The organism is Winogradskyella sp. ECml5-4 (assembly GCF_036903175.1).
GTDB classification, from domain to species: domain Bacteria; phylum Bacteroidota; class Bacteroidia; order Flavobacteriales; family Flavobacteriaceae; genus Winogradskyella; species Winogradskyella damuponensis.
On record NZ_JAYJLF010000007.1, the window covers coordinates 207,086 to 226,317 of the forward strand.

A 19,232-nucleotide genomic window follows, 5' to 3' on the forward strand; every position below is an offset into this window, starting at 1 on the left:
AAAGCATCTCATTAGATAAAATTTAAAATGAAAATTAAAATAATAAATAAATCAAATCATCAATTACCACATTACGAAACTATTGCTTCTGCAGGTATGGATTTGCGTGCTAACTTATCGGAGTCTAGAATTTTAAAGCCTTTAGAGCGCAGTATTGTTGGTACAGGTTTATATATAGAATTGCCTGTTGGTATTGAAGCACAAGTAAGACCAAGAAGCGGATTGGCTGCAAAAAAAGGGATTACAGTATTAAATGCACCTGGAACTATAGATGCAGATTATAGAGGAGAAATAGGTGTCATTTTAGTAAATCTTTCTAATGAGGATTTTGAAATTCAGAATGGTGAACGTATCGCACAACTAGTCATAGCAAAACACGAACGTGCCGAATGGGTAGACTCCATAGAATTGTCTGAAACCGATAGAGGTGAAGGTGGTTTTGGGAGTACTGGAACAAAATAGATAAAGCATATCCTGCAAGGTTTCAAAAACCTTGTAGGTATTCGTAACCAAAAAACGTAAATAAAGTTTAACAGTAAAAGATTTCCACTATTGTGGAAACGAAAAATAAATTTTCCGATGAAAATAATAGTACCAATGGCAGGTCGAGGATCTCGCCTAAGACCACATAGTTTAACCGTACCAAAACCTTTAATACCTGTTGCAGGTCAGCCGATAGTACATCGCTTGGTTAAAGATATTGCTAAAGTTTTAAAGCAACCTATTGAAGAAATAGCTTTTGTTCTTGGTGACCCAGCATTTTTTGGTGAAGAGGTCGTAGAAAGTTTAAAAGAATTGGCAGAAGGTTTGGGAGCAAAAGCATCTATTTACAGACAAGATCAGCCTTTAGGAACAGGTCATGCTATTATGAGTGCAAAACCTTCACTTTCTGGCCCTGCTGTAATAGCTTATGCAGATACATTAATTAGAGCAGAATTTGATTTAGATCCTACAGCAGATAGTGTTATCTGGACAAAATGCGTTGCAAATCCTGAAGCTTATGGTGTTGTAAAACTTAATGATGATAAAAATATCGTTGAATTAGTTGAAAAGCCAGAAACTTTTGTAAGTGACCAAGCCGTTATAGGTATCTATTACTTTAAAGATGTGGCTGTTTTAAAGGAGAAGTTACAAGAGATTTTAGATGAAAACATAATGAATGGAGGCGAATACCAAATTAATGATGGTATTAAACGCATGATGGCAGATGGAAGAATCTTCAAAACAGGAACTGTTGATGAGTGGATGGATTGTGGAAACAAAGCTGTTACTTTAGAGACCAACGCTAAAATGTTAGGCTTCTTAACGTCTGACAATGAAGAGCAATTAATTGATGATTCTGTTGTTTTAGAAAATTCAAAAGTGATAGAGCCTTGTTACATTGGAAAAGGAACGGTTTTAAAAAATACAACTGTAGGACCTTATGTTTCTATTGGTAAAGATTGTGTCATAGAAAATTCAACCGTTAAAAATAGCTTAATACAAAACCAAACTACTATTAAAAACGCTAATTTAGACGAAGCAATGATTGGTAACCACGTTAAATATAACGGCGAGTTTACAAAGATTAGTATTGGTGATTATACCATTATGGAATAATTATTGAAATAGAATAATCGTGCTATTTAAATTTAGCAACTATGTATATCGTATTGTACACAATTAAAATAAAACCTAATCAAGAAGATAAATTCATTGAATCTTGGAAAGGATTAACAACGTTGATTTACAAATACGAAGGAAGTTTGGGCTCTCGATTACATAAAAAAGATGCACTAAACTTTTTTGCATATGCACAGTGGCCAGATAAAAATACATTTGATAACGCTGGAGGAAACTTACCAGAAGAAGCCAATTATTTTAGAAATACAATGAAGGCATCTTGTGAAAAATTTGAAGTGTTAGAAAAATTTGAAATGATTGAAGACTTGCTAAAGCAACAACAAAGTGAATAAGACATTTATCTTAATATTCGTTTTTCTTTTCGGAATGGTAATCGTTCCGCAGACGACTTATGCTCAAGTTGATTTTAACAAGCGTCCAGATGACGATTTAGGAAATGTTGAAGACGAATTTCAAGAACACTTTTTTGAAGCTTTAAAGCAAAAAGGTATTGAGAATTATGATAGAGCCGTAGACGCACTTCATAAATGCTTAAATCTTAATAGTAAACTTCCTGTAATCTATTTTGAGCTTGGTAAAAACTACAATAAGCTAAAAAACTTTGGAGCTGCAGAAGAGAACCTAAAGAAAGCCATTAGTATGCAGCCAGACAATGTTTGGTTTTTAGATGAGCTTTACGATGTGTATTTTCAGCAAGATGATATTAAAAATGCTTTAAAAACCATTAGGCAATTGGTAAAATATCATCCAGATTATAAAGAGGATTTGGCAGCACTTTACGTTAGAGAAGAAAAGTATAAACAAGCATTAGATTTATTAGATGAATTAGATGCCGAATATGGTTTAAGCGATTCTAGAGACGCCATGCGTAACGATATTTATAGCATTACAGGCAATGCAGACGATCGTATTGAAAATTTAGAACAACGTATTGCAAACAATCCTAATAACGAAGATAACCACTTAAAACTCATCTACAGGTATAGTCAAACAGGCGATCAGAAAAACGCTTACAAAGCTGCCAAAAATTTACTAGAAGTAAAGCCAGATTCAAAATTTGCGCATTTGGCATTGTATAAGTTTTATCTTCAAGATAATAAGATAGATGAAGCCATCAACTCTGTAAGAACTGTTTTAACAAGTCCAGAAATAAATGCAGATGCCAAAGCCAAAGTGCTTAAAGATTTTGTGGCTTTTGTGGCTAGAAATCCCGACTACGAATCAGATTTAATAGATATAACAGCACTTATAGACGATAACAAAGACGCACAAACCCATAGCGATTTAGGACATTATTACTTAAAAGCAGGCGATAAGGTTAAAGCGCTTACAAATTTTAAAGAAGCTTTAAAACAGAGCCCTAACGACTTTAAATTAATAAAAGACGTATTACTACTTCAATTAGATATTAAGGACTATAATGCGGTTAAAATAGATAGTGAGCGTGCTCTAGAATTATATCCTGCACAACCAATTTTATATTTGGTAAACGGTGTCGCAAATAATAATTTGGGAGCATATAAAAAAGCTATCGATAATTTAGAAATGGGACTAGACTTCTTAATCGATAATCCAAGTATGGAAGCCGATTTTTATTCGGAATTAAGTTTAGCCTACAAAGCCTTAAATAATATTAGTAAATCTGAAACGTTTGCTAAAAAGGCAAAAGCCTTAAAAGCCCAATAATTAATGAAGTTACCTCAAGTATATAATAATTTGAAACTTATACTAAGTGTCATTTTAATAGCATTTGCATTCAGCTGTGGTTCCACCAAAAGCGTTATAGCTTCTGGAGTAGCTAGTGATAAACTCTCGGCTAAGCAAGTGATAAAACAGCACAAAAAGAACGATGCTGATTTTAAAACAATGAATGCTAGAGTTAAGATTGAATTAATCCAAGGAGATAGCGAGCAAGGATTTACTTTTAGTTTTAGAATGGAAAAGGATAAAGTGATTTGGTTAAGTGCACCAATTGGTATGGCACGTATGATGATTACTCCGGATAAAGTAAAGTTTTATAACAAGTTAGATAACGAATATTTTGATGGTGATTATAAACTATTAAGTGATGTTGTAGGTATAGATCTCGATTTTATGAAAGTACAAAACATCCTTTTAGGTCAGACGATCTATGACCTTAATGACGAGCCTCACCAAGTTTTTGTTAATAATAATTCTTATGCTTTAAGTCCAAAAGACCAGCATGCATTGATAGAGTTATTCTACCTTATAAATCCATCACATTTTAAAATGGATAGCTTGCAATTACAGCAACAGTTTGAAAAAAGAATGCTTCAGGTAGATTATTCATCTTATCAAGAAGTGAAAAAACAAATACTACCACAGCATATAAGAATAGTAGCAGTTGACGATTCTGACCAAGTTACTATTACCATGGAATTTAAATCGGTATCTTTGAATGAAGAGGTTCGTTTTCCGTTTAATATTCCTTCAGGCTATAAAGAAATTGAAATTAAATAATGACTAAATATCGTTTCTATACTACACTAATAATAGGACTTTTACTATCCTGTTCGTCGTTATTCGCACAAAGCGATAAGCAAAAAAAATTAGAGCTTCAACGTCAACAAGTTTTAAGAGAAATGAAGCAAATAAATGCTTTGTTATTTACTAAAAAGAAGGAAGAAAAATCAGCAATTACACTTATTGAGGATATTAACTACAAAGTAAACGTTAGAAAAAATTTAATTAGAATTACTAACGAGCAAGCCAATTTACTTACTAGAGAAATTAATACGAATCAAAAAGAAATTACAAGTCTTAGAACGCAGTTGCAAGAGTTAAAAGACGACTATGCTGCTATGGTTGTAAAATCATATAAAAGCAAATCAGAGCAAAGTAAAGTGATGTTTTTATTGTCGTCAAGCAATTTTCAACAAGCTTATAAACGCCTTCAATATATAAGACAGTATAGAGATTATCAGAAAGAGCAAGGAGAAGCTATAAAAATAAAAACAAAGGAACTTCAAGATTTAAATATTCAATTATCTAAACAAAAAGAAGATAAGAAAAAACTTATTGAAGAAAACCGAATTGCTAAACGCGAATTAGAAAGCGAACTAAAACAACGTGAAACCTTGATGGCTTCTATTAAATCTGACATGAGCAAATTTGCTGCTCAGATAAAAGCTAAAAAACAAGAAGCAGACCGTTTAGATAAAGAAATAGATCGTTTAATTGCTGAAGCTATTGCTGCAGCCAATAAAAAAACGGGTAAAAAATCATCTACCGGAAAGTTTATTTTAACACCTGAAGCTAAAAAATTAGCAGCAAATTTTGCTTCTAATAAAGGTAAATTAGGTTGGCCAGTAGCTAGAGGTGTTGTGAAAGCTAAGTTTGGAAAAGGACGATCATTAACAGACAGTTCAGTTGAGGTAAACCATTCGGGAATTAAGATTGCCACGGAGGTAAATGCCGATGTTAAAGCAATTTTTAATGGTGTAGTATCTTCTATCCATGTTATGAAAAGAGGAAACCCAACCATTTTAATTAGACATGGTGATTACATAACAATCTATCATAACCTTTCTAAACTCTATGTAAAAAAAGGGGATCAGATTACAACAGGACAAGTTATAGGTAAGGTTTTTAGCAATAAGATTACAGGTGAAACGCTTCTCGATTTTAGAATTTACAAAAACAATCTAAAGCTGAATCCAGAATCTTGGTTAGCTAGACAATAAATAAAAGAGGTTACTTTTATTACTCAAAAAGCGCCTTTAACTCAGTCGCTTCAGAAGGTTTCATTTTGCCAGCCAAAACTAAACTCAATTGTTTACGACGTAACGCAGCATCAAAACGCTGTTTTTCTAATTTGGTTTCTGGGACCAGCTCAGGCACTTTTACAGGTCGTCCTGTTTCGTCTACAGCAACAAAAGTATAAATAGCTTCATTAGCCTTTACACATTCGCCAGACTCTCTGTCTTCAATCCAAACGTCCATATACACTTCCATAGAAGAGGTGAACGCTCGTGACACTTTAGCTTCTATCATCACAACGCTACCTAAAGGTATAGATCTGTTAAAGGCAACATGATTAACCGAAGCTGTCACGACAATACGTCTAGAGTGTCGTCTAGCAGCAATACTAGCTGCTCTATCCATACGAGCCAACAATTCGCCACCAAAAAGATTATTGATAGGGTTAGTTTCGCTTGGTAATACCAAATCGGTAACAATGGTTTTAGACTGAAATGCGGTTCTAGATGGCATAGATTTTTAAAATTTGTGCAAAGATAGAACGAATTTAGGATGAAGGTAGCATTATTATAACTAAAAAGTAATATCACTGAAGACTAATTGATAATCTCCGTGTAAATATGTTTTACCTAAAGTTAAAAAGTAGAGTAGTAAAATGGGCCTTAAAAATCTATTTAAGCTTTTTTATCAATAACCAAGCATCTCGGTTATGTTCACGACGAATCTTATATAGTTCGCGTTGTGCTTCCTCTCTAGTTTCAAAACTAGCATAAACTACTTCGTGTAAACCATAGCGGTTTGTACCAATTTTTCGAGCTTTAAAGCCATTGTCTCTTAGTTGCTTAACTTTCTTTTCTGAATTAGCTTCTACTCTAAAAGCACCAGCAACAATATGGTAATTACCACTTTGCTTTTCTAAAGATAATGTTGCTGCAGGTAATGGGTTACTAATTACAAAAGTTGCTTCTTGTACTTTAGCATCAAGTTGCTCATTAGCTTGCTCTTGTGCTAATTGATTGTGGTTTTCAATAGTACTATTGTAGTAAGTTGCAGCACCAAAGCCACCTAAGCCTAAAAATAGGACAGCTGCAGCAGCATATTTTAACCAGTTACGATTAGAACGTTTTTGAGGAGTTAACGCAATAGGTGCAGTTTCTTCAACAGCCTCTGCCGTTTCTCTATAAACTTCACGATTTACATCTGTAGATGTAAAGTGAGATAAACCAAAAGCATCTGTAAGATAATTGATGTGATCAGATGGATTAAACTCAATTTTACCATCAGCATTCAACTTTAACTCACCAATATTTTTAAATTGAATCGTTTCTCCTTCATTTAAAAAGGATTTAATAGACTTTATATGCTTAGAAATTTTATTTAAAGCTGTTGTGTAAGGTATCTTTTCAACCTCAGCAATATAGTTTGCTAATAAACCATCATTTTGTTGTAGCTGCTCATTAAAAGACAAAGCTTTTTTTGGAGGATAAAACGTATGAGTGGTTTCGTGAATTTTTGCCGAAACACGTTGCGTTAAGAATGCTCCAAACTCAGGAATGGTAACACAATCGTAACGGTATAATAGGTCGCTAATGTAAGTCTCTAACTGCATATAGACGCAAAGTTAAAAATTTTTATTTCTGAATGAAATTAAGTGCAGCATAGTTATTAACATCAAAATAAATAGTTGCCTATGTGATTGATTTTCTTGGAATTTACAATGACTTTTTTTTTTGAAATAATTTTGTTTTTTTTTGATTGGGATTATCCAAATGGTTTTCATTATGCTTTCTGTTTAGGAAGATTTCAAATCCATTCAGAATTAAATAATTATATTCGTGTAAAGACGGTTAATTTTCTTAAGTATTTAGTTTTCAATGACAGACCAACAATTAATTTATGCTTTAGCTTTACAACATGTACCCAAAATTGGAGCTACAACGGCTAAGAAATTGATTAATCATTGCGGATCTGCTGAAGCGGTTTTAAAAGAAAAGAAAACAAAGCTTTTAAAGATTGATGGTATTGGTAGCATTACTATTCAAGGCCTTTTTGATAAGATTCATTTGGAAGAAGCTGAGGAAGAATTAAAGTTTATAAAAGACAATAATATTATTGTGCATTATTTTACTCAGGACACTTATCCAGAACGTTTAAAGCATTGTATCGATGGTCCGATTTTACTATTTCAATCAGGTAATATTAATTTAAAAGAACAACGTATTATTAGTATTGTTGGTGCCCGAAAAATTACCACTAGCGGTATCGCCTTCTGTGAAAAATTAGTAGAAGCGTTATCTCCATTTAACCCCATAATTGTTTCTGGATTTGCTTATGGTACAGACATTACAGCTCATAAGGCAGCTGTAAAACAGAATTTACAAACCATAGGGTGTTTAGCACACGGCCTCAATCAAATTTATCCAAAAGCACATATAAAGTACGTGGCAGATGTTGAAAAATACGGAGGGTTTTATACCGATTTTTGGAGTTCAGATACCTTTGATAGAAATAACTTTTTAAAACGAAACCGAATTATAGCAGGACTTAGTGAAGCTACAATAGTTATAGAATCTGCCGAAAAAGGAGGCAGCTTAGTCACAGCAGATATTGCTAATTCTTATAACAGAGAAGTCTTTGCTGTACCAGGAAGAACTACTGATAGTCAAAGTGTGGGTTGTAATAACTTAATAAAATTTCAGAAAGCCCATTTGTTATCTCATCCTTTAGATGTACCATATATGCTAAATTGGGAATTAGAACCTAATAAGAAGCAACCTGTACAACAACAACTATTTGTAGAACTAGAACCCGATGAAAAAATTATTTACAACTTTCTAAAAGAAAATAACAAAGAGTTGTTGGATGTCATTGCCATTAAATGTGAAATGCCAACGTATAAAATAGCAGGTATTTTATTGAACATGGAATTGAAAGGTGTTGTAAGACCTTTACCAGGAAAACTGTTTGAGGTTATTTAACAATACAACGATAAAAACCACTTTTGATACAGAAAAAGCTTACAAGATAATGTCGTTTTTATACTTTTGTGAGCTTATAGTAGTGTTTGGGTTTATGAAGTATTTTTATGTTATCTGTTTTTTCTTATTTCAGTTTAATTTAGTTGCACAACATCAAGAATTATCAGTTTTTACTTGTGGTGAGTTAGAGGATACTAGTCAGACGGCTCAATCAAGAAGCTCTTTTCATACAACGGAGAATCCAGATAATATTTTTGTAGATCGTTTTGGTAATGAAAAACAAAAAAATATAAACCCTAATATTGCTGGTCAACAAAGGGCAATACCCTTAGCACCAGATTATATTAGTCCAGAAGGTTTGTTTGCCATTTATTTAACGGATCAAATATCTGATAATAGCATTCAAGATTTTGATAACAATTCAGCCTATAGAAATGTCATTGCACAGATTTTTGCGGATTTAGAGCAGTTAATTATAGAAAGTCCATCAACAGGTGTCGTAGAACCTGTAAAGATAGAGCTGCAATCCATGTCTGTTAACAGTGGTGTGTTAGCATCAGCATCTTCATATTATGATTACTCAGGTGTTGCAGTAGGTACTATTGTAGAAGGTGAAGTTTGGAAAGCCATAAATTCTGGATCTAATGATCCCGATAATTGGGATGGTTTAATACGCGTTAACTTTTTTCATGATTGGTACAGTGATTTCAATAATCCCACTGGAATTACTGGAACAAATGCATTTGACATGTATGCTGTTTTATTACACGAAATTATGCATGCATTGGGTTTTGCTTCAGGTATAGACGAATTCGGAAACCCCAAAAATGGAAGAGCTTTTTTTAAATATGATAATTTACTGCATACAGACACAAATGATAATTTAATTGTACCTCTTGGTCTAGACTGGAGTTTTAATAGTGCGGTCCCTATTAACACCATAACAAATGGCTGTCCAAGCACCTCGGAAATTAGATTAGGAGATAATAATTTACCAGTGCATTCACCACAGGTTTTTTCTAATGGATCAAGTTTAAGTCATGTAGATTTAAATAATGACTGTAACTATCCACTTAATGATTTTATAATGGCATATGCCATTGCTGCTGAAACTTCAAGAAGACCGCTCTCACAAGAGTTTGATATATTATGTAGTTTAAATTATAATTTATCTACTCAATTTGGTAACAATAATATTATTGAGTTTGCTAATCCTGCAATTATAACTTCTGTAAGCAATAACAGCAGTAATATTATAGCTTATTCTGGTTGTCAGCCACCTGTTTTTGGAATTGATGATTTTAAAGACCCAATTGCGCAACCAACAATTGAAAACTGTCCAAGTAATACTTTAAATATATTAGAACAAGATTTATTGAATAATGATATATCTAATCTTGGCTTGGCACTAGAGGTTGCCAATTTAAGTTTAAACGGTGATTTAATTACAACTTTCACAGGTGTAGCACCTAATAGAACTTTTATAATTACACCAAATTTTGTTGGAGATCTTCAGCTTATGTATCAACCAAAAGATACTAGTGGTAATTTGGGAAACAACACTTTGGCAAACATTAAAGTAACGATGTGTCCAAATTTTGGATGTATAAATACAAATGATTGTAATTTAATTTGTAATCCAGAAATTGATTTTATTGCTAATACTAATACAAATTGTTTTGTTGAAGGCAACATAGCTGCTAATGGTGTAAATACAATTCCAGGATGGCGCTTTAAATTTTCTACTCCAGATTGGTTCGATGATGATAACAGTACGTGTAGTCCAACAAATCGAAGTGCTTATTCAAACAGTGTTTCTTTACCAAATACAGGCGCATCTAGTGGAAGATTTCATTTTTTCTCTACTCAGAACTATCAAACCTCTTATTCTAGAAATGATTTTTCAAGTGAGGCAATAATGACAAATGTAGCGCTAAAGCCAAATACAAAGTATATTTTGTCCTATCATAAAAGCGATGGGTTAGATCCAAGTTACGTTGGTACAATGCCTGTAGGTAATGGTTCGTCTATTGTTCAACCAAATATAGGTTTAGATGTTAGTTTAAGTACCATAAATTCTACTACGAGTTTGTTATATTATAAACATGAGTTTGGGCCAACACTTGTTAGTTCCCCTTTTGCCCATTCTACTAACTTTTTAAATAATAGTTTATTAATTTTTAATGACAATAATATAGGTTTTGATTGGTCTCAAACCGTCACAGTATTTAACTCGCCTTCAGTAATTGATAATTCGAATGCAGTCTTGGTTTTTAGTCATGCCATAGGTAATAGTTTTGTTAACTCAGGAAGACCATATAGTACGACTTTTGAATCGTATTTTTTAGCATTAGATAGAATAGAATTAATTGAAGATCGTTTGCAAGATACACCTGATAATTATACTATAAATTGTGGGGCAACCCAAGTAATTGGAATAGACTTATGTTCAGTCGCTAATATGCAATACGAATGGTGGGATATTACTAACGGAATACAGTTAACGGACTTAGATAATACCACTACGACTTATACTGATGGTATAATTACAACGCTTCCTTTATCAGTAAATTATACAATTAATTCAATCAATGATAATGGCTCTACTATTACACTAAGTAATGTTGAGAATTCAATAGAATTAGAACTGCGACGTAATTTTCCAACAACCTTTATTAATAATAGCGTTACACCTTCAACTACAGCTGCAAATAATATTCATATTACCGATAATACTGCTACAGTTAGTATAACCGTTTTAAATGAAGCTCCAACGGATGCTACATTTAGTTTTTCACGTTTAAATTGTTTAGAATATACTTTTCAAGCTACTGAAACTTACGAAACCCATGAATGGGATTTTGACAATGATGGTGTAGTAGATGTTTCAGGTTCTGGTACTGATTTAGCAAACACCAACCCAAGCTATACCTTTCCTGGATTAGGCACTTATGTCGTAACACATATGGTATCTAATGAGTGTGGTAGTTTATCTTATCAAGAAAGTATTGTGCTTGCTTGTGGTTGTTCTAGTAGTACCACTTGGAACGGCACAACATGGAGCAATGGTAATCCAGATATTAATACAGAAGCCATAATTAATGGCAATTATGATACTCTACTTAACGGAAGTTTTAGTGCCTGTGAATTAGTTGTAAATGCCAGTGCAACACTTTTTATTCAAAATGCAACATTCGTAGAAGTAGAAAGTAATACAACTGTAAATGGTAATCTTTGGGTAGAAACTCATGGAGCATTTGTTCAGAATTTAGATTTAGAAAATGCATTTATTCTTAATCCTGGAGGTAATGCGCTTGTAAATAAACAGACCACTGTTGTTAATAATTGGTATGATTATACCTATTGGAGTTCTCCAATTGTGGATGAAACCGTAGGTGATGCCTTAGATATTGCACCTGCAAACCGACGTTTTTGGTACAATGCACAAAACTATTTAGATCAATATTTAGATAGTTCTAATAACACAATTCTTGGTAGCGATGATATTGATGATGATGGTAATGACTGGCAAATAGCAACTGCAGCATCCATTATGACTCCAGGAGTAGGCTATGCAGCAACGGTTTCTCCTATTGGTGTTTTCCCAGGTGCTTATCTAGCCACTTTTGAAGGTGTATTTAATAATGGTATTATAGAAACACCCATTTATGTTAATGGCTTAGCCACTGACAATGATTGGAATTTAATTGGTAATCCCTATCCTAGTGCTATAGATTTTGATAATCTATATGCATTAAACTCTAGTCTTATTGGTGGGTCTGCGTATTTATGGTCTCATGCTAGTCCTCCAGATAACAACAACGATGGTAATCAAGGTTTAAACTTTAATGCAAACGATTATGCCATTATTACTGTTGGCAGTGGTAATATTGCTGGTAGTGGTACTTTAACAGACAATAATATTCCTAACACTGATAACACAATTCCTTCTGGTCAAGGGTTTTTTGTAAAAGGCTTATCTAACGGAACATTAAGGTTTAATAATAGTATGCGTAAAGCGGATTTAATAAGTAATAATCAGTTTTTTAGAAATTCTAATACAACAAATACTAATAGATTGTGGTTAAACCTTACTACTGAAAGTGGTATTTTCAACCAAATACTTATCGCTTATGTTGATGGTGCTACTAGCGGTTTTGATGGTTTTTCTTTTGATGCCACTCGAAGTCTGCATGGTGGGAACACCTCAATTTTATTTACTGAAATTGAAAATGATACCAGAAGATTTGCGATTCAAGGGAAAAACCCAAATGACTTAAATCTTAATGAAATTATACCGTTTGCGTATTATTCGGGAGTAGATGATACTACCGTTTACACTATTTCTATTCCACAATTAGAAGGAGATTTCTTAACAAATAATACCATTTATCTACGTGATAAATTATTAAACGTAGTCCATAACTTAAATGCTGAACACTACAGTTTTTATTCACAAATGGGAGAATTTAAAGATAGGTTTGAAATCGTTTTCAATTCAGAGAATTTATCGATTAAAGATAAAGACATTGAAGCTTTAGAGGTGTATCCAAACCCAACAACAGGTATTATTCATGTAAAGTCTGAAACAACCTTAAAATCATTACAGTTGTTTAATAATTTAGGGCAGTTAATTTTATCTAAATCTGAGGCCAATCATTTAGACCTTTCTAGAATTAGTGAAGGTATATACTTTTTAAAAGTGATGGACTTATATGGAAATATTAAAAATGTATCTATTATAAAAAAATAGGTACGAAGTTTTGTTACTGTATATTGCCAACAAATATAGTTACTAGATTATTTTATAATATGAGATTGAAAGGAGTTATTAGACCTTTGCTAGGTAAGCTTTTTGAGGTTATTTAATAAATTCCTAAGCGGGTAGAAATCTTATTAATTGGAATAATATTGATTTCAATTATTTAGATTCTCTATACATCATAATAAGGCTTACAATTGCAACAACAATTACTGCAATAGCTAAATAACCTAGCCAATCCATAGATTTTTCGCTTATTAATTGTGAAATTAATAACAGTAACATTGCGAAAATAGTAAGGATTGGGCTAAGAGCTTGCTTTTTGAAATTCATTTTTTTTAATATCCTACTTTCTCTCTAACACGTTTCAAAACGTCGTCTGCAACCAATTTTGCTTTAGCGGCACCTTTTGCTAATGCTGAATCAACTTCATCAAGATTATTCATATAATAATTATAACGTTCTCTTTGTTTAGAAAAACGCTCTAAGATTAATTCGTACAAGGCTTGTTTAGCGTGGCCATAACCGTAATTTCCTCCTTCGTAATTAGCCTTCATTTCTGCAATTTGAGCTTCAGAAGCTAATAAACTATAAATAGCAAAACAGTTACATGTTGTCCAGTCTTTTGGTTCTTCAAGAGGTGTACTATCGGTTTCAATAGACATTATTTTTTTACGTAATTGTTTTTCAGGTAAAAAGATATTAATAAAATTACCGCGACTTTTACTCATTTTTTCGCCATCTGTACCAGGAATAAGCATGCCGTTTTCTTGTATTTTTCCTTCAGGTAAAACAAAAGCTTCTCCCATTTTAGCATGAAAACGAGAGGCGACATCACGTGTCATTTCAATATGTTGTAATTGGTCTTTTCCAACCGGAATGATTTCTGCATCATACAACAGAATATCCGCAGCCATAAGCATTGGATAGGTGAATAAGCCAGAGTTAACGTCTTCTAAACGATCGGCTTTATCTTTAAATCCATGCGCTAATGTTAAACGTTGGTAAGGAAAGAAACAACTTAAATACCAAGAGAGTTCCGTTACTTGCGGAATATCACTTTGTCTATAAAATACGGTTTTTTCAATATCTAACCCAAACGCTAGCCAAGTTGCAGCAACAGAATAAGTGTGATTTCTTAATTCTTCAGCATCTTTAATTTGTGTTAGCGTATGCAAATTTGCGATAAATAAAAATGAATCGTTTTTAGCATCATTAGCCATTTCTATTGCTGGTAAAATTGCACCTAATATATTTCCTAAATGCGGTGTGCCTGTGCTTTGTACTCCTGTTAGTATTCTTGCCATAACATTACCTGTGTAAGCAGGTATCTCTTTAAATTAAACTTAAATTATAAACAAAGGTAAATTTTTTAGTAGAACTATAAGAAGTCATTTAATTTAATTAATTAGTTTTGATGCTATGGCATTTTTGAAATATCCATTTTGGCTTTTATATCGCATTTGGTTCTACATTTTGGTAGCTATCCCAATTATTGTATTGTTTCCTTTATTAATTATCTCTATTTCTAGAGAGGAATGGTATCGGTATTTTTTTAAACTAGCACGTATTTGGTCTAAGTTTATTTTAATAGGTATGGGTTTTGGGTATAAAATCATAAGAGAAGAAATGCCTGATCCTAATAAAAGTTACATGTTTGTAGCTAATCATACTTCTATGGCAGATATTATGCTAATGCTGGTGGCTGTTAAGAATCCTTTTGTCTTTGTAGGAAAACAAGAACTCGCAAAAATTCCATTGTTTGGATTCTTTTATAAACGTACCTGTATTTTAGTAGATAGAAGTAGTGCTCAAAGCAGACAAGCTGTTTTTTTAAGAGCACAACGACGCTTAAAACAGGGCGTAAGTATTTGTATTTTTCCTGAAGGTGGTGTACCAGAAGAGCATATTTTATTAGATGAATTTAAAGATGGAGCGTTTCGCTTGGCAATTAACCATCAAATACCTGTAGTACCAATAACTTTCTATGATAATAAAAAGCGATTTTCATATACTTTTTTTAGTGGAGGTCCTGGTAAAATGCGAGCCAAAATTCATCATTTTTTGCCAACAAATGGTTTAAAGGCTACAGATACTAAAGCATTAAATGAAAAAACACGGACTTTAATTTGGGATGAATTAAGTCGTCATCAAATAACAAAAAAAAGCTACTCTAACCAAGAGTAGCTTTTGTTATCATTGCATTTATCATAGCTTACTTGCTGCAATAACCTAAATTAAATTAACCTAAAACTTAAAACTTAATCCTGTATACACACCGATAAAAAACGGTTTAAAATCTCCCGTTGTATTATTAAATGTGTTTATTTGATACTTTAATGTGGGTTCAAGATTTATATGCCATTGTTTAGACAGATTGTAATTCATTCCTAAACCAAAATTGGCACTAAAACTGGTAGTATTAATATTGTTGGCTTCTCCAATTAAGGTCGAACTTCCATTGATATCTGCGTAGATTTCATTTTCATTTAAAATAAACGTGCTAAATCCACCAATAACATTAATTCCGAATTTTTTATCTAATAAGCTATACTCTAATTCTAAAGGCACTTCAATAAAACCAAATTTTTGATCAATTTTACCTGCAATTTTAGTGTTGAATAGTTCTGGAGTAGAAGCTTTATTCATCATTGTAGAGCTTATAAGTGATACGTGTTGCTCCCCTCCTTTAAAGGAAATATTACTGAACTCAGCGTCTACACCTCTAGCAGCTGTTTCAGCTCCTGTATAAGCATAAACATCTGAGGTCGTTTGACTAAGGTTTACACGATGGACACCTGCTCTAATTTTTAATTTCTTAGAAATGGCATAGCTACCAGCAATACCATAGCTCATGGTAATATCAGAACTTTTGGAGTTTTCATTAAATTGCTGATCTAAAGGAGACCCAGCTCCTAAAGAGCTAAAATAAACAGGCGCAACATTTGGGGCAATGCTCCACCTGTTTTGGTCATCTTCTTTTTCTTCTTCTTCAATAGTTGTGTTCTGTTCTGCAATAGCATCTTCAATAGACGCTTTTTCTGGAATTTCAATAAGTGAATTCTCGGCTTCTGGCTTATTTGTTTTGCTTAAATCTGTATGAGGTGTTTCTGATTTTGTGTTTTCAGATGATTTATTTGCAGCAATACTTGTGTTACTGTTTTCTAAGGCCTCTTTAATGGTAGATTTTATTTCTGTTTCAGATGCTAATTGAGTGTTATCGTTTTTCTTTAAATTAGAATTTGATGTTTTAGTTTGGTTAGCAATCTTGGTGCTTTTGTCTTTATTTGATGATAAGCGATGTTGCTTTTGAGACGATTTATGTCGTTTTACAACTTTAGAGTTATTAGCAACCGAATTTAACTTTTGATTATAATTATTAGGGGTTGTTAATTGTTTTGAAGTAGACGTTTTTTGAGATGTATCCTCTTTAGAATCGTTTAAATTTGATTCTTGTTCAGAGTCTATATTTGAATTAACTATTTGGGTTTTATTATTAGATCCAACTGTATTTAGCTCGTTTGGACTTTTTTTAGTTGATGTATTTGTGTTGTTGTTGTTGTTGTTGTTGTTGTTGTTGTTGTTGTTGTTGTTGTTGTTGTTGTTGTTTAGGTCATTGGTGCTATTTTCTGTATTAACAATAGGAAATTTCTGATTATCATCAGTATTAAATACAGAAACACCAACAGTTAGTAATAAAGTAACCATAGCTGCAACACCACCAATTTGCCACCACAGGGCAATAACTCTACGTTTTTTCTTTTTCTTAGGAAGACTTTCGCTTATGCGTTCCCAAACGGCATCGTTAGGCGCAACTTCAAAATCTTTGAACTTTTCCTGAAAAAGTCTATCTATGTTTTTTTTATCGTTCATTATTTATAAGCTTCGCGAATTTGAGGTTGCGTTATAAGCTTCAATTTTATCTTTTAAAATCATCCTTGCTCTTGCTAGGTTAGATTTTGAGGTACCTACTGAAATATTAATCAATTCACTAATTTCAACATGAGAATAGCCATCTAAAACGTATAAGTTGAATACCAACCTATATCTATCTGGTAATTCTTGGATAATTTGTAGTAAATAATTAATACTTACGTCGTTTTCATTAAGATCTACTGAAACGTCTTTAATATTATCTTCATTCATAATATCGTAAACGCCTACATCTTCTCTATAGCGTTGCAAAGATGTGTTTATGGCAATTCTTTTAAGCCAACCTTCAAAAGACCCTTTGTTATTATACTGTTCTATTTTATTAAAAATAGTTATAAATGCGTCGTGCAGATTATCTTCTGCTTCTGCATAGTTTTTTGAGTACTTAAGACAAAGCGAAAATAATTTACTTGCAAATTGCTTGTATAATTGGCTTTGAGCTTGAGCATCTTTGTTAATACAATTTTTTATGAGTTGGTCTAAACTCACATTTGTTATAGGGTTAGTTAATAATTAAAGTTTTAAATGTCCGTATGTTTTAATCGTCAGATAGCACAACAGGAACTTCTACAATATAGTATTGGTCAACAGTTACTCCGTTTGTTTCAACTTCTCCTTGGAAAAACTTAAATACATAGGTTTCACTTCCAGTGGCATGAAAATTAAAATGAACGGTTACTTCTTCAGGGGCATCAATACATGTTGTGTTGTTTATAGTATATACTGTATTTACAACTGCAACGGTTCTTTGTTGTCCATCTATTTCATAAAAAAAATCATTAAAATAGTAACATGAACTTGGCTGTGTATACGTTATATCTATTTGGTAAACTTCGCCTTTTACAAAATATTCAGGCATTACTACGCTATCAATAGGTACAACTTCCAAATAAAAATCATGGTTATTGACATCGTCAACATTACACGAAGTTAATATTGAGGCAAGTAAAAAGGCGATTAGGACAAATTTCTTCATACATTAATTAATCAATTTCTATAATATAGATGTAAAAAGTGCAAAATGGTTGCGTCTAAAATTAAAAAAATCCTGATTTTGTGTCAGGATTTTTTTAATTCAATTTATTTAGATTCATTAATGAGTGCTCTCACTTTTTCTTCTAATTCGTCCATCAGGTCTGGATTATCCTGTATTAAAAGTTTAACAGCATCACGACCTTGACCTAGCTTGGTGTCTCCATAGCTAAACCAAGAACCACTCTTTTTAACAATTTCGTGTTCTACGGCTAAATCTAAAACTTCTCCTACCTTAGAGATACCTGCGCCATACATAATATCAAATTCTGCCAATCTAAATGGTGGAGCAACTTTGTTTTTAACAACCTTAACTCGCGTTTTATTACCCATTACATTACTGTCGCTATCTTTAATCTGTGTAGAACGTCTAATGTCTAAACGCACAGAAGCGTAGAATTTTAAGGCATTACCACCTGTTGTAGTTTCAGGGTTACCAAACATGACACCAATTTTTTCACGTAACTGGTTAATAAAAATTACGGTACAATTGGTCTTGCTAATAGAAGCTGTTAATTTTCTTAAAGCCTGAGACATTAAACGCGCATGTAAGCCCATTTTAGAATCTCCCATTTCACCTTCAATTTCACTTTTAGGTGTTAAGGCAGCCACAGAGTCAATTACAACAATATCAATAGCACCAGACCTAATTAAGTTATCAGCAATTTCTAAAGCTTGCTCTCCGTTATCTGGTTGAGAAATAATTAAATTGTCAATGTCTACTCCTAATTTTTCGGCATAGAAACGATCAAAAGCATGCTCTGCATCAATAAATGCGGCAATACCTCCCGCTTTTTGCGCTTCTGCAATGGCATGAAGTGTTAATGTTGTTTTACCAGAAGATTCTGGACCATATATTTCAATAACACGTCCTCTAGGATATCCACCAACGCCTAAAGCAATATCTAAACCTAAAGAACCAGAGGAAATAGCATCTACATCTACAACCGCCTGATCGCTCATTTTCATCACAGTCCCTTTACCATAAGCTTTATCTAATTTATCTAACGTTAGTTTTAAAGCTTTTAATTTTGCATCTTTTTCGCTACTCATTTGTTCTTTTTCTTAAAATTAATTGTCTTCAAAAATACCACTTATTTTATTTATTTCATTTTTTGTTTTAAAATAACTGTAAAAGAAAATAACGTTTTTTTCACTTTTATAACGCAACCCTTTTGCACTTT

Annotated in this window: 17 protein-coding genes; 9 read left to right on the forward strand and 8 right to left on the reverse strand. The window is 32.8% G+C overall.

From position 1 onward, the window contains the following. Nucleotides 1-27: 27 nt before the first annotated feature. The 6 genes from dut to VDP25_RS08515 all read left to right on the forward strand — a co-directional run bounded on the left by dut (nt 28) and on the right by VDP25_RS08515 (nt 5,327). Nucleotides 28-462 (forward strand): dUTP diphosphatase, encoded by a 435-nt coding sequence (gene dut, locus VDP25_RS08490; protein WP_215926490.1) that lies wholly within the window; start codon nt 28-30, stop codon nt 460-462. A gap of 117 nt (nt 463-579) precedes the next feature. Next, nucleotides 580-1,599: a sugar phosphate nucleotidyltransferase gene (locus tag VDP25_RS08495; RefSeq protein WP_334468728.1), complete on the forward strand. Its 1,020-nt coding sequence runs from the start codon at nt 580-582 to the stop codon at nt 1,597-1,599. 41 nt (nt 1,600-1,640) lie between these two features. Next, nucleotides 1,641-1,955, forward strand: a complete 315-nt coding sequence (locus tag VDP25_RS08500; protein ID WP_215926494.1) for an antibiotic biosynthesis monooxygenase family protein — start codon at nt 1,641-1,643, stop codon at nt 1,953-1,955. Next, nucleotides 1,948-3,309 (forward strand): tetratricopeptide repeat protein, encoded by a 1,362-nt coding sequence (locus VDP25_RS08505; protein WP_334468731.1) that lies wholly within the window; start codon nt 1,948-1,950, stop codon nt 3,307-3,309. The genes VDP25_RS08500 and VDP25_RS08505 overlap by 8 nt, the downstream gene beginning before the upstream one ends. Before the next feature lie 3 nt (nt 3,310-3,312). After that, entirely contained in the window at nt 3,313-4,104 is a 792-nt protein-coding gene (locus tag VDP25_RS08510; RefSeq protein WP_215926496.1) for a DUF4292 domain-containing protein, read from the forward strand. Continuing rightward, on the forward strand, nt 4,104-5,327 hold the full coding sequence (locus VDP25_RS08515) for a murein hydrolase activator EnvC family protein (protein WP_334468733.1): 1,224 nt from the start codon (nt 4,104-4,106) through the stop codon (nt 5,325-5,327). The genes VDP25_RS08510 and VDP25_RS08515 overlap by 1 nt, the downstream gene beginning before the upstream one ends. A gap of 19 nt (nt 5,328-5,346) precedes the next feature. On the opposite strand, the gene VDP25_RS08520 is transcribed toward VDP25_RS08515, so the two are convergent. Beyond that, on the reverse strand, nt 5,347-5,856 hold the full coding sequence (locus tag VDP25_RS08520) for an acyl-CoA thioesterase (RefSeq protein ID WP_215926500.1): 510 nt from the start codon (nt 5,854-5,856) through the stop codon (nt 5,347-5,349). Between the two features lie 157 nt (nt 5,857-6,013). Continuing rightward, nucleotides 6,014-6,952: an SPOR domain-containing protein gene (locus tag VDP25_RS08525; RefSeq protein WP_334468736.1), complete on the reverse strand. Its 939-nt coding sequence runs from the start codon at nt 6,950-6,952 to the stop codon at nt 6,014-6,016. Nucleotides 6,953-7,217: 265 nt separating this feature from the next. Here VDP25_RS08525 and dprA point away from each other — a divergent pair, with 265 nt between their 5' ends. Together dprA and VDP25_RS08535 are read left to right on the forward strand one after the other, a co-directional pair. Then, nucleotides 7,218-8,321 (forward strand): DNA-processing protein DprA, encoded by a 1,104-nt coding sequence (dprA, locus tag VDP25_RS08530; RefSeq protein WP_334468738.1) that lies wholly within the window; start codon nt 7,218-7,220, stop codon nt 8,319-8,321. Then, nucleotides 8,308-13,074 carry a T9SS type A sorting domain-containing protein gene (locus VDP25_RS08535; protein ID WP_334468741.1) on the forward strand — a complete coding sequence of 1,589 codons (4,767 nt, stop codon included), beginning with the start codon at nt 8,308-8,310 and terminating at the stop codon, nt 13,072-13,074. Before dprA ends, VDP25_RS08535 begins: the two co-directional genes overlap by 14 nt. A 168-nt stretch (nt 13,075-13,242) precedes the next feature. On the opposite strand, the gene VDP25_RS08540 is transcribed toward VDP25_RS08535, so the two are convergent. Continuing rightward, nucleotides 13,243-13,368 carry a hypothetical protein gene (locus VDP25_RS08540; protein WP_334468743.1) on the reverse strand — a complete coding sequence of 42 codons (126 nt, stop codon included), beginning with the start codon at nt 13,366-13,368 and terminating at the stop codon, nt 13,243-13,245. A gap of 53 nt (nt 13,369-13,421) precedes the next feature. Then, the gene (gene trpS / locus VDP25_RS08545; RefSeq protein ID WP_215926510.1) at nt 13,422-14,390 is read right to left on the reverse strand and encodes a tryptophan--tRNA ligase; all 969 of its coding nucleotides are present in this window, start codon (nt 14,388-14,390) and stop codon (nt 13,422-13,424) included. A gap of 115 nt (nt 14,391-14,505) precedes the next feature. Between trpS and VDP25_RS08550 the strand changes: the two genes are divergently transcribed. Beyond that, on the forward strand, nt 14,506-15,270 hold the full coding sequence (locus VDP25_RS08550; RefSeq protein WP_334468746.1) for a lysophospholipid acyltransferase family protein: 765 nt from the start codon (nt 14,506-14,508) through the stop codon (nt 15,268-15,270). A gap of 60 nt (nt 15,271-15,330) precedes the next feature. On the opposite strand, the gene VDP25_RS08555 is transcribed toward VDP25_RS08550, so the two are convergent. The 4 genes from VDP25_RS08555 to recA form a co-directional block, all read right to left on the reverse strand. Beyond that, nucleotides 15,331-16,956, reverse strand: coding sequence for a hypothetical protein (locus tag VDP25_RS08555; protein WP_334468748.1), 1,626 nt, complete (start codon nt 16,954-16,956; stop codon nt 15,331-15,333). Nucleotides 16,957-16,959: 3 nt separating this feature from the next. Next, nucleotides 16,960-17,505, reverse strand: a complete 546-nt coding sequence (locus VDP25_RS08560) for an RNA polymerase sigma factor (RefSeq protein ID WP_334468750.1) — start codon at nt 17,503-17,505, stop codon at nt 16,960-16,962. A gap of 49 nt (nt 17,506-17,554) precedes the next feature. After that, the gene (locus VDP25_RS08565) at nt 17,555-17,992 is read right to left on the reverse strand and encodes a hypothetical protein (RefSeq protein WP_334468751.1); all 438 of its coding nucleotides are present in this window, start codon (nt 17,990-17,992) and stop codon (nt 17,555-17,557) included. A gap of 104 nt (nt 17,993-18,096) precedes the next feature. Next, nucleotides 18,097-19,101, reverse strand: a complete 1,005-nt coding sequence (recA, locus tag VDP25_RS08570; protein WP_334468752.1) for a recombinase RecA — start codon at nt 19,099-19,101, stop codon at nt 18,097-18,099. Nucleotides 19,102-19,232 lie beyond the last annotated feature (131 nt).

Coding starts and splice junctions, on each gene's coding strand:
- dut (WP_215926490.1), top strand. CDS start 28: ATGAAAATTAAAATAATAAATAAATCAAATCATCAATTACCACATTAC.
- VDP25_RS08495 (WP_334468728.1), top strand. CDS start 580: ATGAAAATAATAGTACCAATGGCAGGTCGAGGATCTCGCCTAAGACCA.
- VDP25_RS08500 (WP_215926494.1), top strand. CDS start 1,641: ATGTATATCGTATTGTACACAATTAAAATAAAACCTAATCAAGAAGAT.
- VDP25_RS08510 (WP_215926496.1), top strand. CDS start 3,313: ATGAAGTTACCTCAAGTATATAATAATTTGAAACTTATACTAAGTGTC.
- VDP25_RS08515 (WP_334468733.1), top strand. CDS start 4,104: ATGACTAAATATCGTTTCTATACTACACTAATAATAGGACTTTTACTA.
- VDP25_RS08520 (WP_215926500.1), bottom strand. CDS start 5,856: ATGCCATCTAGAACCGCATTTCAGTCTAAAACCATTGTTACCGATTTG.
- VDP25_RS08525 (WP_334468736.1), bottom strand. CDS start 6,952: ATGCAGTTAGAGACTTACATTAGCGACCTATTATACCGTTACGATTGT.
- dprA (WP_334468738.1), top strand. CDS start 7,218: ATGACAGACCAACAATTAATTTATGCTTTAGCTTTACAACATGTACCC.
- VDP25_RS08540 (WP_334468743.1), bottom strand. CDS start 13,368: ATGTTACTGTTATTAATTTCACAATTAATAAGCGAAAAATCTATGGAT.
- trpS (WP_215926510.1), bottom strand. CDS start 14,390: ATGGCAAGAATACTAACAGGAGTACAAAGCACAGGCACACCGCATTTA.
- VDP25_RS08550 (WP_334468746.1), top strand. CDS start 14,506: ATGGCATTTTTGAAATATCCATTTTGGCTTTTATATCGCATTTGGTTC.
- VDP25_RS08555 (WP_334468748.1), bottom strand. CDS start 16,956: ATGAACGATAAAAAAAACATAGATAGACTTTTTCAGGAAAAGTTCAAA.
- VDP25_RS08565 (WP_334468751.1), bottom strand. CDS start 17,992: ATGAAGAAATTTGTCCTAATCGCCTTTTTACTTGCCTCAATATTAACT.
- recA (WP_334468752.1), bottom strand. CDS start 19,101: ATGAGTAGCGAAAAAGATGCAAAATTAAAAGCTTTAAAACTAACGTTA.